Origin of the sequence: Gordonia sp. McavH-238-E (assembly GCF_022348225.1) — a bacterium.
In the GTDB taxonomy this organism is placed as follows: Bacteria; Actinomycetota; Actinomycetes; order Mycobacteriales; family Mycobacteriaceae; genus Gordonia; species Gordonia terrae.
In genome coordinates this window covers 67370-82588 of sequence record NZ_JAKRFE010000001.1, presented here as the reverse complement: position 1 = coordinate 82588, position 15219 = coordinate 67370, and the positions used below count along the sequence as shown (strand labels likewise).

General features: G+C 68.9%; 13 protein-coding genes and 1 pseudogene. 8 read left to right on the top strand and 6 right to left on the bottom strand.

Going from position 1 to position 15219, the window contains the following annotated elements; genetic code table 11:
• The first annotated feature begins 134 nt into the window (after window positions 1–134).
• The 6 genes and pseudogenes from MHN80_RS00380 (at window position 135) to MHN80_RS00355 (ending at window position 8020) form a co-directional block, all read left to right on the top strand.
• Entirely contained in the window at window positions 135–1700 is a 1566-nt protein-coding gene (locus MHN80_RS00380) for a GMC oxidoreductase (protein WP_239399254.1), read from the top strand.
• Between the two features lie 112 nt (window positions 1701–1812).
• Window positions 1813–3375 carry an acyl-CoA synthetase gene (locus tag MHN80_RS00375; protein ID WP_239398638.1) on the top strand — a complete coding sequence of 521 codons (1563 nt, stop codon included), beginning with the start codon at window positions 1813–1815 and terminating at the stop codon, window positions 3373–3375.
• Between the two features lie 218 nt (window positions 3376–3593).
• Window positions 3594–5276, top strand: a complete 1683-nt coding sequence (locus MHN80_RS00370) for a thiamine pyrophosphate-binding protein (RefSeq protein ID WP_239398636.1) — start codon at window positions 3594–3596, stop codon at window positions 5274–5276.
• Window positions 5273–5937, top strand: a pseudogene (locus tag MHN80_RS00365) (SRPBCC family protein). Before MHN80_RS00370 ends, MHN80_RS00365 begins: the two are co-directional and overlap by 4 nt.
• Window positions 5934–6965: a 3-oxoacyl-ACP synthase III family protein gene (locus tag MHN80_RS00360; protein ID WP_064570809.1), complete on the top strand. Its 1032-nt coding sequence runs from the start codon at window positions 5934–5936 to the stop codon at window positions 6963–6965. Before MHN80_RS00365 ends, MHN80_RS00360 begins: the two are co-directional and overlap by 4 nt.
• Entirely contained in the window at window positions 6962–8020 is a 1059-nt protein-coding gene (locus MHN80_RS00355) for a histidinol-phosphate transaminase (RefSeq protein WP_239398634.1), read from the top strand. The genes MHN80_RS00360 and MHN80_RS00355 overlap by 4 nt, the downstream gene beginning before the upstream one ends.
• On the opposite strand, the gene MHN80_RS00350 is transcribed toward MHN80_RS00355, so the two are convergent.
• Complete coding sequence (locus tag MHN80_RS00350) at window positions 8004–9632, bottom strand: ABC-F family ATP-binding cassette domain-containing protein (RefSeq protein WP_033203399.1); 1629 nt, start codon at window positions 9630–9632, stop codon at window positions 8004–8006. The genes MHN80_RS00355 and MHN80_RS00350 overlap by 17 nt on opposite strands.
• Before the next feature lie 100 nt (window positions 9633–9732).
• Here MHN80_RS00350 and MHN80_RS00345 point away from each other — a divergent pair, with 100 nt between their 5' ends.
• Both MHN80_RS00345 and MHN80_RS00340 read left to right on the top strand, forming a co-directional pair.
• A complete protein-coding gene (locus MHN80_RS00345) occupies window positions 9733–10545 on the top strand; it encodes an SDR family oxidoreductase (protein ID WP_004021937.1) in 813 nt (270 codons plus the stop codon).
• Between the two features lie 57 nt (window positions 10546–10602).
• Window positions 10603–11730: a lycopene cyclase family protein gene (locus tag MHN80_RS00340; protein ID WP_064570789.1), complete on the top strand. Its 1128-nt coding sequence runs from the start codon at window positions 10603–10605 to the stop codon at window positions 11728–11730.
• Here the strand turns inward: MHN80_RS00340 and MHN80_RS00335 are convergent, their stop codons facing one another.
• From MHN80_RS00335 to sufC, 5 genes are all read right to left on the bottom strand, one after another.
• Window positions 11731–12123 (bottom strand): DUF1992 domain-containing protein, encoded by a 393-nt coding sequence (locus MHN80_RS00335; RefSeq protein ID WP_004021939.1) that lies wholly within the window; start codon window positions 12121–12123, stop codon window positions 11731–11733. It abuts the gene before it with no gap.
• Window positions 12124–12224: 101 nt separating this feature from the next.
• On the bottom strand, window positions 12225–12617 hold the full coding sequence (locus MHN80_RS00330) for a metal-sulfur cluster assembly factor (RefSeq protein ID WP_004021940.1): 393 nt from the start codon (window positions 12615–12617) through the stop codon (window positions 12225–12227).
• A complete protein-coding gene (sufU, locus tag MHN80_RS00325) occupies window positions 12614–13081 on the bottom strand; it encodes a Fe-S cluster assembly sulfur transfer protein SufU (protein ID WP_004021941.1) in 468 nt (155 codons plus the stop codon). Before sufU ends, MHN80_RS00330 begins: the two co-directional genes overlap by 4 nt.
• 3 nt (window positions 13082–13084) lie before the next feature.
• On the bottom strand, window positions 13085–14374 hold the full coding sequence (locus tag MHN80_RS00320; protein WP_239398632.1) for a cysteine desulfurase: 1290 nt from the start codon (window positions 14372–14374) through the stop codon (window positions 13085–13087).
• Window positions 14375–14418: 44 nt separating this feature from the next.
• On the bottom strand, window positions 14419–15192 hold the full coding sequence (gene sufC / locus MHN80_RS00315; protein WP_239398630.1) for a Fe-S cluster assembly ATPase SufC: 774 nt from the start codon (window positions 15190–15192) through the stop codon (window positions 14419–14421).
• Window positions 15193–15219 lie beyond the last annotated feature (27 nt).

The window sequence follows — 15219 nt, the reverse complement described above, 5'->3', positions numbered from 1 at the left end:
AAAGAACCGGCCCGAACGGTGATCCATCCCACATTCTCACCTACGTTAAGGAGTTCCTAACCTTACTTAGCTCACGCTAAGGTGCCCAGGTGAACCACGACATCTCCGGTCCGGCCGTCTCTCGCCGGACCCTCATGCGCTCGGCGGCCGGCGCCGGAGCACTCGTCGCGCTCGGCGCGACTGTCACTCCGGCGCAGGCGGCGCCGGGGCAGACCGCGATCGTCATCGGCACCGGCTTCGGCGGCGCGGTGGCCGCCCGCCGGCTCGGCGAGGCCGGTTATCGCACAACAGTTTTCGAGCGTGGCCGCCGCTGGCCGATTCGGCCGGACGGCAACACCTTCGCCACGACCACCAATCCCGACAAGCGCGCGGCGTGGTTCGGCAGCCCGGCCGGCGCGAGTGCGGCGAGTGGACTGCCGGTCGAGCCCTACCCCGGTGTCCTCGACCATGTGATGGGCAACGGTGTCGAGGCCGTGTACGGCGCGGGCGTCGGCGGCGGATCCCTCGTGTTCGGTTCTTTCACTCCCGTCCCCCGCCGCCAGGACTTCGACCACATCTTCCCGGCGGCCGCCGACTACGCGCAGCTCGCCCAGACCTACTTTCCGCGCGCCAAGGCCGGGCTCGGCGTCTCGCCGCTGCCCGCGGACATCCTCGCGCACCCGAAGTACGTCGGCGCGCGGTCGTGGCTGAAGGTCATCGAGCGCTACGGAGCGTCCCCACACTTCTTCGACTTCGCGATCGACTGGGACATCGTCCGCGACGAACTGGCCGGCCGGGCAACCCCGTCGGTCACCGCGGGCGAACTGAGCTACGGCGTCAACAGCGGCGCCAAGAAGTCGCTCGACCGCAGCTATCTCCTCGCCGCCGAACGGACCGGCAACGTGTCCGTCATGCCGATGCACGAGGTCTTCGACATCCGGCCCCGGTCACGGCGCGCCGGATTCGTCGTCACCGCACGGGTTCTCGACGAGCAGGGACGCTCGGTGCGTACCGTCACCGCCGAGGCCGATCACCTCTTCATGGCCGCGGGGTCGTTCCACACCACTCGCTTGCTCGTCCAGGCGCGCGCCCAGGGGCGCCTCCCGCGGTTGTCGCCGCGCATCGGTGACGGCTTCGGCGTCAACGGCGACTTCCTCACCATCCGCGCGAACCCGCGTGAGGACTTCGGCGCCGTCCAGGGCGGACCGGGTTATGCCCGGATCTATGAGGACAACCTGCCCGGTGGGCCGGTCTCGATGGTCTACCAGGCCACCCCGCTGCCCGCGCCGCTCGGCAAGGCGGCGACCACCCACCTCGTCCAGGCCCACACCGACGAGCGGGGCACGATCGACTACGACCATCGCACGCGTCGGGCGCAGTTGAACTACCCCCACCCGGCCGACCGCAACGACCTCGACCGTCGCAGCAACGCATTCATCAGGCGGTTCCACGAACGCACCGAGGGCCGGTTCGGGTTCGGCGCGAACGGTACCCATGTGTCGTCGCGGGCGCTCGGATTCGGTTCCGCGAGCACCTATCACGGACTCGGCGGCGTGGTGATGGGTGCCGCTGCCGACATGGACGGCGGCGTGCGCGGCTACGACAACCTGTGGGTCGTCGACGGCTCCTTCGTCCCGGGCGCCGTGGGCCTGGTGAACCCCGCGCTCACCATCACCGCTCTCGCGGAACGCACCATGGACAGGTTTCTCGCGACGCGGTGAGGGTCTGAGAAATCGGACACGACGCTAGGGTAATGTGACTCGCACCACCCCGAACGATCGTTAGATACGGCCGTTCGGGGTGTCCATCCCTTCGTCACGAGGAGCGCCTCCCTTGTTTCCTGGAGTCTTCGCGAAATCCACTCCCGACAAGCCGGCCGTCGTCCGTGCCGCGACCGGTGAGGGACTGACGTACCGGCAGCTGGACGAGAACTCGACCCGCCTCGCCAACTACCTCGAGTCCCTCGGCCTTCGCCGCGGCGACAGCATCGCAGTGGTCTCGGCCAACGACTTCCACGTGTTCGAGGTCTACTGGGCGGCCCTGCGCAGCGGCCTGTACGTGACCGCCGTGAACCACCACCTCACCGCAGCCGAGACCAACTACATCCTCGCCGACTGCAATGCCCAGGTCCTGTTCGCCGGCGCATCGGTCGTCGATGCCGTGTCGGCGTCCGGCGAGATCGAGGCACTGGCGGGCCCGGGACGGCGCGTCGTCTGGGGCGGCGACATCGACGGCTTCGACAGCTTCGACGAGGTACTGGCCAATGCCTCATCCGAACCCCGTACCGATCAACCGCGCGGCACCGACATGCTCTATTCCTCGGGTACCACCGGCCGCCCGAAGGGCATCAAGACACCGATGCCCGAAGGACAGGTCGACGAGGTCCCCGACGCCTACACCGCGATCTTCGCGCCGATGTACGGCTACGACGACACCGCCGTCTACCTCTCCCCCGCACCGCTGTATCACGCTGCGCCACTGCGCTATTGCGGCATGACGAATTCCGTCGGCGGCACGGTCGTGATGATGGATCGTTTCGATCCGGAAGCAGCCCTCGCGGCCATCGAGAAGTACAAGGTGACCCACAGCCAGTGGGTCCCCACCATGTTCATCCGGATGCTCAAGCTCCCGGCGGACGTCCGCACCAAGTACGACGTCAGCAGCCTGAAGGTCGCCGTCCACGCGGCCGCGCCGTGTCCGGTCGAGGTCAAGCGCGCGATGATCGAGTGGTGGGGCCCGGTGATCCACGAGTACTACGCGTCGACCGAGGCCGCGGGGGCCACGTTCATCGGCCCCCAGGAGGCACTGGACCATCCCGGTTCGGTGGGCAAGCCACTGCTCGGCGTCGTCCACATCTGCGACGAGGACGGCAAGGAACTCCCGACCGGCGAGGTCGGGCAGGTGTTCTTCGAACGCGAGGACGTGGCCTTCCAGTACCACAACGATCCGGACAAGACCCGCAAGGCCCAGCATCCCGAACACGAGAATTGGTCCACCACAGGCGATGTCGGGTACGTCGACGCGGAGGGTTACCTGTACCTGACCGACCGCAAGGCGTTCATGATCATTTCCGGCGGCGTCAACATCTATCCGCAGGAGGCCGAGAACGTCCTCATCAATCACCCCGCGGTGTTCGATGTCGCGGTGATCGGCGTCCCCGACGCCGACCTCGGCGAGGTGGCGAAGGCATGTGTCCAGCTCGCGGACGGTCACGAACCCACCGATCAGCTCGCCGAGGAGCTGATCTCGTTCACCACCGACAGCATCGCGGCGTACAAGGCGCCCCGATCGGTCGACTTCGTCGACGAGCTGCCGCGCACGCCCACCGGCAAGCTCGTGAAGGGCGACCTGCGCAAGCGGTACTGGCCGGAGACACCAAGCCCCTCAGCTGGTTGAGCCGCCCCACCGCTGGTCGAGCCGACACCGAGCGGAGCGAGGAGCCGAGTCGAAGCCACCTGGTGACCCGACCACTCGTCCAGACCATACCCCCTGCCTCGGACATTAGCTTACGCTAAGCTAACTCGAACTGAGTTGTCCGTGTGAGTCGGACTCCGGCGAATCGACCGGTGCCGCACGATGTTCGGGGCTGGGAGTGCAGGGTTGTGGACACACGCGTGGGGCACTCACCCGCACCGGTCGGCCGCGCAACGGTGGCCGACCGGGTCGCCGGGCGACTCGTCGACGCCGGTGTGCGGACCGCATTCGGCGTTCACGGCGCCAACATCGAAGACGTCTTCGACGCGGCCCTTAAACATCCTCGATTGCGCCCGGTCATCGCCAAGCACGAGTTCGGGGCCGGCGCGATGGCCGACGGGCACATGCGGCTCACCGGTGAGCCGACCGCGGTCCTGACGACGTCGGGCGGCGGGGCGCTGAATGTCGTACCGGCGCTGGGCGAGGCCTACGACAGCCGCGTCCCGGTGATCGCCCTGATCGGTTCGGCGCCGACCCCCTCGGTGGGACGCGGCGGTTTCCAGGACATGCTCGATCCGCCCGACACCGTGGATCTGCGCGCGGTCTTGTCCGGTGTGACCGGCTTCTGCGAACTCGTCGACGAGCCGTCTGGTCTCGACCTGGTCCTCGACGCTGCGTTCGCCACCATGGCGCGCGGTCTGCCGGCCGCGGTGATCGTGCCGAAGGACGTCCAGTGCTCGCCCTGGACGGGCGCAGATGCGAACGCAGACCGGCCGAAAGACACCGGCACGGTGCCCGCGGCCGTGGTCGACGGACTCGCCGGCCGGCTCGCGGACGTCGTGCGCGACGGCGGGACCGTGTGCATCTGGGCCGGCGAGGAGGCGTCCCGTCTCGAGATGTCGGTTGCGGTGGACGATCTCGCTCACCTTCTCGGCGCCGCGGTCGTGGTGTCCCCCGGTGGGCGCGACGTCGGGCGCTCCACATGTTCCGGGGTCACCGGGGTGATGGGACACCCGTCGGCGCACCGCGCCGTGCGGGATGCGCAGTTGCTCCTGGTGCTCGGCTGCCGGATGTCGATGACGGATCGCGCGGGCCTCGACGACGCGCTCGCCACGATCCCGATCGTCCATCTCGGCAGCGCGCCGCCGCGCACACCCGCTGCCGCCGAACACATCCGAACCCCGCACCTCGCCGACACCGTCGACGCGCTCCGCAACTCGCTCGCCGACCGAGTCGGCCACCGCCGGTCGCCGCGGGCCCATCCGATCGACCATCTGCCCGTGGACCCGCCGTCGAGGGCCGTCGGGATGCGCGAGGTTCTTAACACCATCGGCGACGCCCTCCCCGAGCGAAGCGCGGTGTTCGCCGACGCCGGGAACACCGGTGCGGCGGCGATCCATCACCTCCCGTTCCGCGACGGGCGGTTCGTCGTCGCTCTGGGCATGGGCGGGATGGGATGGGCCATCGCAGCGGGGATCGGCTCCGCGATCGCCCTAGCCCCCGATGCCGACGGCCGGGTCGTCGTCATCGCCGGCGACGGCTCGTTCCTCATGCACGGCATGGAGATCCACACCGCGATCGAACACGATGCGCCGGTCACCCTCATCGTGCTCAACAACGACGCACACGGCATGTGCGTCACGCGGGAGGCGCGCTTCTTTCCCGACGCGCCGAGCGTCAACCGGTTCCGCCACACCGACATCGCGGGTGGGCTGGCCGCGATGTTCGCCGGTCTGCCGGTGCGCTCCGCTCCCGACCTGGAGTCCCTGCGTTCGGCGTGCGACGAGCTGTTGGCACGTCCCGGACCCAACTGCATCGTCGTGGATGTCGATCCCGACGAGACACCCCCGTTCGCCCCATTGATCGCGAGAGGTACCCCATGACCACGCACTCCCCGGCCCTGTCCGACCTCGGGGGCACCGCGGCCACGCTCGACGGCGTGGTCCGGGTGGAGACCCACCCCCGGTCCGCCAACACGCACTCGTCGTCGACAAGGTCCGCTCGGTGTATCCCCATCACCAGGTGTTCGGCGACTTCTGCCCCGTGCAGGGTTACGTCGACGCACCCCCGCGCGAACTGTACCAATGGCTGGCCGACACCCGCTCACTCGAGGAATGGACCTACAGCACACGAGGTTTCGAGCCGGCCGGGGAGCCGAACCTCTGGGTCGGATACGACCGACTGAACGAGGACACCAAGATCTATGTCCGGACTGTGGCCAACGCCGAGTCCATGACCGTCGACTACCACTGCGCCTGGGACCAGGGAGAGCACCTCTGGATGATCTATCTGATGCGGGTCGTCGACGCGCAGCTCGTCCTGAACCGCCCCGGTTCGGTGGTCCTGTGGAACAACTGCCACCACCCGTTCTACGACGAGAACCCCTACCCCGACACCGCACCGGCCGGTCGCGAGGAGTGGGTCGGCGACCTGTGGGACATGTTCGGTGCCGGACACCAGATCGAACTCGACAACCTCACGGCCATCGCCGAACACCGCCATCGCCACGGCCTTCCGCTGACCCCCGAATGGATGCGCTCATGACCGCCGCCCCCGCCCCGTCGATCTCCCTCGCCGATCTCGCCACCTACCGGCCGGCCGCGCGGGTCCCTGCGGAGTTCTTCGCGCAGTACGCCGAGGACGACGAACTCGCCGACAACGTGATGTTCCGGGCACCGGCCTTCCGGCATCATGCGGCCGACGATGAGACCTCCGCGGACATGATCGTCGCCGCCGCACGCCGTCTGCTCGATCGGCACGGCGACACCTATCTCGACGACGTGGACGTCGTCCTCACCCACAGTCAGCTGCCGGAGGTCCCCGTCCGCGGGTGTGTGGGCGAGGTCGCCCATCGACTCGGACTCGCGCCGCGGACCGTACTCGACGTGCACAACGGCGGCTGTGCCGCATTCGTCCACCTGATCGAGATCGCCGGCGCACTGCTGCGCGCGGGCGGAGGTCGCAAGGCCCTGATCGGGTTGGCGCAGAACAGCGCCGGACAGATCTTCACCCAGGAGCAGGTCCGGGTGAAGGCCCAGGCCGCGATCCCCGGCGACGGGGCGGCGGTCGCGACCCTGACGCTCGGCGACTCCGGGAACCCGGTGCTGGGCACCGAGTCGCGGTCCTTCGGCCAGTTCTCGGCGGACATGACCGCCGTCGCGCAACCGGAGCGCAAGTACTGGGAGGCGGGTCCGGGACAGATCCACGTCGGCTTCACCGAGGCGAAGATCGCCAAGGTCCTGGCCCGCGGGAACCGGATGGTTCCGGAAGTGGCTGCGGCACTGGCCGACCGAATCGGCGTGCGACCCGCCGACCTGGATGTGCTCGTCACGAATCAGCCCAACCGGATCTTCCTGCGCAACTGGCGCGAGGCCCTCGAGCTGCCCGAGTCGCGGCATCCCGACACCTTCGACGAGTGCGGGAACCTGTTCGCGGTCGGAATCCCGATGACCTTGGACGCGGCTGTCGACGACGGACGGGTCCGTCCCGGAGATGTCGTGATGATGTCGGCGTTCGCCCACGCCGGCGACTTCGCCGCGGCCGGTGCGATCCGGTGGAGCGGACGTTCGTGACCGTCCTCCTCCCCGGCCCGGCGGGTGCACGCGTCGACGACTCGATCACGCACTCGACGGATACCGTGTGGTGCGACCGGAACGAGTCGGCGTACCCACCCCTACCCGCGGTCGTGTCCGCGCTCCGCCGTCACACGACCGCAGCGCACCACTACCCGTCGTTCCGTCCCGACCATCTGCGCAGGGCCATCGCCGAGCACACCGGGTCGGACATCGACCACATCACCGTCGGCGCCGGTGCGACCGCCGTACTCGCGGCGATCCTGCACGACTCGGCGACGCCACGCCGGGCGGCGGGCCACTTCGTCCCTCGGATCGCCACCCCGGCACCGACTTTCGAGGGTTTCGCGCTGCTCGCCGACATGATCGGCCTGGTGCTCGACACGACGCCGCTGCTCGACGACGGGCGTCCCGACCTGGCTGCGCTCGCGGCCGCCGCGGGTCCCGAGACCGCGGCCCTCGTCGTGTGCAGCCCGCACAACCCGACCGGAGCGGTCCTGACCGATGACGAGGTGCGCGCGCTGCTGGCGCCTGTCGATCCGTCCATTCCGGTGGTCCTCGACCAGGCGTATGTCGAGTACAGCCGGGACACGCCCGATGTCCGGATGTTGCTCGACGAGCACCCCAACCTGATCGTCGTCCGGACGTTCTCCAAGGCCCACGGCCTGGCAGGGCTGCGCGTCGGATACGCGTTCGGGTCGGCGACCTCGGTGCGCGGCGCCCGGCGCCTCGAGATCCCGTTCGCGATCACCGCGGCCGCCGAACAGGCCGCCGCGCTGGCGCTCGGCGCGTCCGACGAACTGGCCGGGCGGGTCACGGCGATGCGCCGCGAACGCGACCGACTCGCCGACGCCTTGCGGCGGGCGGGCCATCCCGCGCTGCCGAGCGAGGCGAACTTCCTGTTCGTGCCGGGCGCCGACGGCATCGAGTTCGGCCGGCGGCTCCGGGCGGCCGGAGTCGTCGGACGGGAATTCGACGGTCACGGCCACCGACTGACGGTGCCCGACCGGGCCGGTACCGACCGGGTCGTCGAGGCGATCAGGCGAGCTCGATGAGCTCCTGATACTCCTCGCTCCAGTGGTCCTCGGTGCCGTCGGGCAGCAGGATCACGCGCTGCGGATCGAGCGCGGCCGCGGCGCCCGGGTCGTGCGTCACCAGGACGACGGCACCGGTGTAGCTGCGCAAGGCGTCGAGGACCTGTTCACGCGAGATCGGATCGAGGTTGTTGGTCGGCTCGTCGAGGAGCAGCACATTCGCGGCCGACGACACCAGCCCGGCCAGAGTGAGACGGGTCTTCTCACCACCCGACAGCGTGCCGGCCGGCTGATCGAGCTGGGCGCCGCTGAACATGAACGCGCCCAACAGACCTCGGAGATCCTGCTCCCCGGCGTCGGGGGCGGCGTGCCGGATGTTCTCCCACACCGAGGCCTGATCGTCCAGGGTGTCGTGTTCCTGCGCGAAGTAACCGATCTTCAAACCGAAGCCGGGCTCGATCTGTCCGGTGTCCGGCTTCTCCACTCCGGCAAGCATTCTCAGCAGCGTGGTCTTGCCCGCACCGTTGAGACCGAGGACGACGACCCGGCTGCCCTTGTCGATCGCGAGGTCGACGCCGGTGAAGATCTCCAGCGAGCCATAGCTCTTCGACAGACCGGACGTCATCAGCGGGGTCTTGCCGCATGTCGCGGGTTCGGGGAACCGGATCCGCGCGGTGCGGTCGGCCACCCGCTCGTCGTCGAGGGCATCGATCATCCGCTCGGCGCGCTTCAGCATGTTCTGCGCGGCCGTCGCCTTGGTGGCCTTGGCACCCAGCTTCGCGGCCTGCGCACGCAGCGCGGACGCCTTCTTCTCGGCATTGGCGCGTTCCCGGCGACGGCGTTGCTCGTCGGTCGCCCGGGCATCCAGGTATCGCTTCCAGCTCATGTTGTAGATGTCGGCCTCACCGCGCACCGCGTCGAGGAACCACACCCGGTTCACCACGTCGGCCAGCAGATCCACATCGTGGCTGATCACGACGAGACCGCCGTCGTGGTTCTGCAGGAAGCTGCGGAGCCAGGCGATCGAATCGGCGTCGAGGTGGTTGGTCGGCTCGTCCAGCAGCAGCGTGGTGTCGGACTTCCCCGAACCGTCCGACGCCGCGAACAGGATCCGCGCGAGTTCGATGCGGCGCCGCTGCCCGCCGGACAGTGTCCGAAGCGGCTGGTTCAGCACCCGATCGGGCAGCCCCAGGCTGTTGCAGATCCGCGCCGCCTCGGACTCCGCGACGTACCCGCCGAGCGACGCGAACCGCTCCTCGAGTCGGCCGTAGCGCGCCACGGCCTTGTCACGCAGCTTGTCGTCGGCGGCCTCGGCCATCTGCGCCTGCTGCTTCTCCATGTCGCGCAGGATCTGGTCGAGACCGCGGGCGGAGAGCACCCGATCCTTGGCCAGGACGTCGAGGTCGCCCTCCTTGGGGTCCTGCGGGAGGTAGCCGAGTTCGCCGGACCGGCGGATCGACCCCGCATAGGGTTCGGTCTCGCCGGCCAGGATGCGCAGCGTGGTGGTCTTGCCGGCACCGTTACGGCCCACGAGGCCGATCCGGTCGCCGGGCTGAATGCGTAGGGCGTCGCCGGGCGCCGACAACAGGGTCCGAGCACCCGCTCGCACTTCCAGGTCGGTCGCGGTGATCACGACGGTCGATTCTACCGGTGCCGCGCCACTGGTTTGTCCACGCACGGGCCGGCGCACCGCATGCGCGAGTCGGCCCGCGGTGACATGGTGGCCCGATACGGTGTGGGGCGTGACGCACTCCACAACGATTCCGCAGAATTTTCCGCAGACCTCCGACCTGACCGGCCGCTCCGCACTGGTCACCGGTGCCAGTCGCGGCATCGGCGAGGCGATCGCGACCGAGCTGGCCCGACGTGGGGCGTCGGTCGTCATCACGAGCCGCAAGGCCGAGCCCCTCGAGGAGGCCGCCGGCCGGATTCGGGAGTCGGTGCCCGGCGCGACGGTCTCCGCGTGCGCGGGAAACACCGGCGACGCCGACGATCGGGCGGCCGCGGTGGCCGCCGCCGTCGCCCAGGGCGGCGGCATCCACATCCTCGTCAACAACACCGGCATCGCACCGCTGGCCGGCCCCCTGATGGATGCCGACCTGTCTGCCTACCGCAAGACGTTCGACACCAATGTGGTCGCCGCGCTGGGATTCGTCCAGGAGGCCTACCGGGCGGGCATGAAGGACACCGGTGGTTCGGTCGTCAACATCTCGTCCGTCGCGGGCCTGCGGTCGACCGGCGTCATCGCGGCGTACGGAACATCGAAGGCGGCGCTGATCCGGCTCACCGCCGAACTCGCCTGGGAACTCGGGCCGAACATCCGGGTCAACGCGATCGCCCCCTCGATCGTGCGGACCAAGTTCGCATCGGTGTTCACCGAAGGTGACAACGAGGCGCGTGCGGCGGCCTCGTACCCCATGAAGCGGATCGGCGAGCCCGAGGACGTGGCCCGCGCGGTCGCCTTCCTGGCGAGCGACGAGTCGGCGTGGATCACCGGCGAGACCCTCGCCGTCGACGGCGGCATGTTGGCGACCGGCGGTTCATGACATCGTCGTCCGACGCCACACCCCGTCCGGATCGCCGCCCGTGACGAAGGACGGGGTGTGAATTCCGGAGTCATCGTCGCGGGGGCCGGACCGGCCGGCCGTGCCCTCGCACACCGGCTGGTCGGTGCCGGTGTTGCCGTCACGCTGGTCGACCCGTCTCCCGATCGGGTCTGGCGGTCGACGTTCGCCTGCTGGTCCGACGAGTTGCCCGACTGGATCGATCCGTCCGCGATCGCCGCCCGCACCGAGCGCGTCGGCGTTGCGGGCCGCGACCTCGAGGAGGTCGCCCGCGGGTACACCGTCTTCGACACTCCGGGCCTGCAACGGTCACTGTCCCTGGACGGGGTTGCGACCGTGGCCGCCCGCGTGGTCGAGATCGACGGTGCGCGTGTGCATCTCGACAATGGAACGGTCCTGACCGGGGACGCGGTGGTCGACTCCCGCGGCGCGCTCCCCCACGACGCGCCCCGGCAGACCGCATACGGGATCGTCGTCGGGGCGCGGACCGCCGAACCGATCCTGGCCGGACACGAGGCGATGTTGATGGATTGGCGGGGCGGCGCCGCGGACCGCCGGTCGCTGCCGTCGTTCCTGTACGTCGTGCCCCTCGGGGGAGGCGAGTACCTCCTCGAGGAGACCTGCCTCGCCGGGTATCCCGCCCTGGGCCTCGACGAACTCGAACGCCGACTCGCCGCCCGTCTGGGCGGGATGCCGACCGAGGTTCTGCGGGTCGAACACGTCGACTTCCCGCTGACCGGTTCGTCGCCACAACCGTGGCGCGACCGCACGTTCCGATTCGGCGCCGCGGGCGGCTTCAAGAACCCGACGACGGGCTACAGCGTCGCAACGTCCCTCATGTGCACCGACGCAGTGGTGGACGCGCTCGCCGCGGGTCGCGACCCCGCCGTCGACCTGTGGCCGTCGTCTGCACGCGCGGTCCACAATCTGCGTCTACGCGGGCTCAGCGCGCTGCTGCGGCTGAGCCCGTCGCAGACCATCGCCTTCTTCGAGGCGTTCTTCGCGATGCCCGTTGCCGCCCAACGCAGTTACCTCAGCGGGCGCGACGACCTCACCGGCACGATGGGCGCGATGACGCGGGTCATCACAGCGGTGGACATGCGCACCCGCGCAGTGGTGGCACGTGGCGCCATGTCGACACCGGCGTGGGCCGGCGACACCGACTGATCAGCTCCGCAACGCCCGCCACCGCCGGATCACGTCGTCGACGTCAACGGTGTGCGCGACGACACTGTGCGGCAGCGCCATCTGACGCGACGCCAGATGTGCTTCGCGCACACGGCGATTGAAGTCGACGAGGATATCGCGGACCGCGTCCTCGTCGGCGATGTCGCGCAGCGATTCCGGGAAGTCCTGCGCCTCCCGGCGCAGTTGCAGCGGCGCCGGGAGCAACGCCGACGAGTCCAGATTCTCGTCGCGGATCTTCCGTTTCACCCACCAGTCGGGGTCGTCGCTGTCGGTGAGATCGAGGGGCTTGCCCGCACCCGGGAGATCGTCGAACTCGCCGCGTTCGGTCGCCTCACGGATCATCCGCTCGACTCGTGATTCGAAGCGTCTCATGCGATCTACTCCTCGCACGGAAGGTGCTGTGGAACCGACGAGCGCCGGACCCGGTCATCGATCGTGACCGAAGCCGGCGCTCGGGGTGCCTGCGGCGTCTACTAGACGGTGAAGCCGAGGGCGCGCAGCTGCTCGCGGCCGTCGTCGGTGATCTTGTCGGGGCCCCACGGCGGCAGCCAGACCCAATTGATCTCCAGCTCGGTGCACAGTCCGCTGCTGACCAGTGCCCCACGGGACTGGTCCTCGATCACGTCGGTCAGCGGACAGGCCGCCGAGGTGAGGGTCATGTCGATCTTGGCGACCGCGTCATCGGTCACCTCGATGCCGTAGACCAGGCCGAGATCGACGACGTTGATGCCCAGTTCGGGATCCACGACGTCGCGCATGGCCTCTTCGACGTCCTCGATGGCAGGCAGCGAGGTCGCGGGTGCCGGAGGTGTGCCCGTCACACCGGTGTCGGTCGGGGTGGTGGTCGTCGCTGTGTCGTCACTCATGCTGTCTCCGCTCGTGTCTCGTGACTGTCCATCGTCTGTGCGAGTGCGTCCTTGAACGCCATCCAGCCCAGAAGTGCGCATTTGACGCGTGCCGGGTACTTGCTCACCCCGGCGAAGGCGATCCCGTCGCCGATCACGTCCTCGTCTCCGGCGTCCTTACCGCGCGAGGTCATCATCGAGTTGAACGACTCGACGGTGGCCAGCGCTTCCCCGACCGGCAGGCCGACGATCAGGTCGTGCAGCACCGATGTCGAGGCCTGGGAGATCGAACATCCCTGTCCGTCGTAGGACACGTCGTCGATGCTGGAGCCGTCATCGGACACCGCGACGCGCAACGTCACCTCGTCACCGCAGGTCGGGTTGACGTGATGGACCTCGGCGCCGAACGGCTCGCGGAGTCCGCGGCCGTGCGGGTGTTTGTAGTGATCGAGGATCACTTCCTGGTACATCTGTTCCATCCGCATGGCTCAGACCGTCCCGAAGAACTTCTGCGCCTTGACGATGGCGGCGGCGAGCGCGTCGACCTCGGCGAACGTGTTGTACGCGGCGAACGATGCTCGTGCGGTCGCCGCGACACCGAAGCGCCGATGCAGCGGCCAGGTGCAGTGGTGACCCACCCGGATGGCCACGCCCTCGTCGTCGAGGATCTGGCCGAGATCATGCGCGTGGATGCCGTCGACGAGGAAGGCCACGGCCCCACCGCGATCCTCCGCGGTCGACGGGCCGATGATGCGCAGACCGTCGATGTCACTCAGCTGGTCCAGCGTTCGCGCGGTGAGCGCGTGCTCATGCGCGGCAACGGCGTCCATGCCGAGATCGGTGAGATACCGCACCGCGGCACCGAGTCCGACGACCTGTGAGGTCATCGGCACGCCGGCCTCGAAACGTTGGGGCGGCGGGGCGTAGGTCGACCCCTCCATCGTCACGGTCTCGATCATCGATCCGCCGGTGATGAACGGCGGCAACGCAGTCAGCAGTTCAGCGCGGCCGTACAGGGCACCGACACCGCTGGGCCCGAACATCTTGTGCCCCGAGAAGGCGGCGAAATCGACGCCGAGAGCGCCGAAGTCGACCGACATGTGGGGCACCGACTGGCACGCGTCGAGCACGACCAGCGCCCCCACCGCGCGGGCGCGCGAGACGAGTTCGGCCACATCGGCGACCGCGCCGGTCACATTCGACTGGTGGGTGAAGGCGACGACCTTCACCGACTCGTCGAGGGTCAGCGAGTCCAGGTCGATCCGACCGTCGTCCGTCACGCCGTACCAGCGCAGGGTCGCGCCCGTGCGGCGGCACAGTTCTTGCCACGGAACGAGGTTGGCGTGGTGCTCCAGCTCGGTGATCACGACGGTGTCGCCGGGTCCGAGAGCCGACCCGCCGAGGACGTCTGCCGACCGCGGGTCGCCGAGGGTGTAGGTCACGAGGTTGAGCGCCTCGGTCGCGTTCTTGGTGAACACGAGTTCGTCCGCCGAGGCGCCCACGAACGCCGCGATGACCTCGCGGGCGTCCTCATAGGCGTCGGTCGCCTCCTCGGCGAGCTGATGCGCACCGCGGTGCACCGCGGCGTTGTGATGCGTGAGGAAATACCGCTCGGCGTCGAGCACCTGGACCGGACGCTGCGAAGTGGCGCCGGAATCCAGGTACACCAACGGTTTCCCGTCGCGAACAGTCCGCGACAGGATCGGGAAGTCGGCCCGCAACGCGGCGACGTCCAGTGCTGCGGGAGCCTCTGACGTTGCCTCGGTCGAGAGTGTCACCTGGTACACCTCCTGTGCTGAGGGACTCGGACCGGTCAGGGAGCTCAGCCGGCCTTGGCGGCCGAGGTGAAGCGCTCGTAGCCCTTCTCCTCGAGCTCGTCGGCGAGCTCGGGACCGGCGGATTCGACGACGCGTCCGTTGACGAAGACGTGCACGAAGTCCGGCTTGATGTAGCGGAGGATGCGCGTGTAGTGCGTGATCAGTAGGATGCCGCCGTTGTCGCGGTCCTTGTAGCGGTTCACGCCCTCGCTGACCACGCGCAGGGCGTCGACGTCGAGACCGGAGTCGGTCTCGTCGAGGATCGCGATGCGCGGCTTGAGCAGGTCGAGCTGCAGGATCTCGTGACGCTTCTTCTCGCCGCCGGAGAAGCCCTCGTTGACGCTGCGCTCGGAGAACGACGGATCGATGTCGAGCGAGGTCATCGCCTCCTTGGTCTCCTTGACCCAGTGGCGCAGCTTCGGCGCCTCACCGCGCACGGCGGTCGCGGCGGTCCGCAGGAAGTTCGACATCGAGACGCCGGGCACCTCGACGGGGTACTGCATCGCCAGGAACAGGCCGGCGCGAGCGCGCTCGTCGACACTCATCTCCAGGACGTCCTCACCGTCGAGGGTGATCGAGCCCGAGGTCACCTCGTATTTGGGGTGGCCGGCGATGGCGTACGACAGCGTCGACTTGCCGGAACCGTTCGGGCCCATGATCGCGTGGGTCTCCCCCGACTTCACGGTCAGGTTGACACCCTTGAGGATGTGGATGGGCTCGGCGTCGGTGTCGGTCTGCGCGACGTCGACGTGCAGATCGCGGATTTCCAGTGTGGTCATAGTCTCAGGATTCTTTCTCCGGGCTGG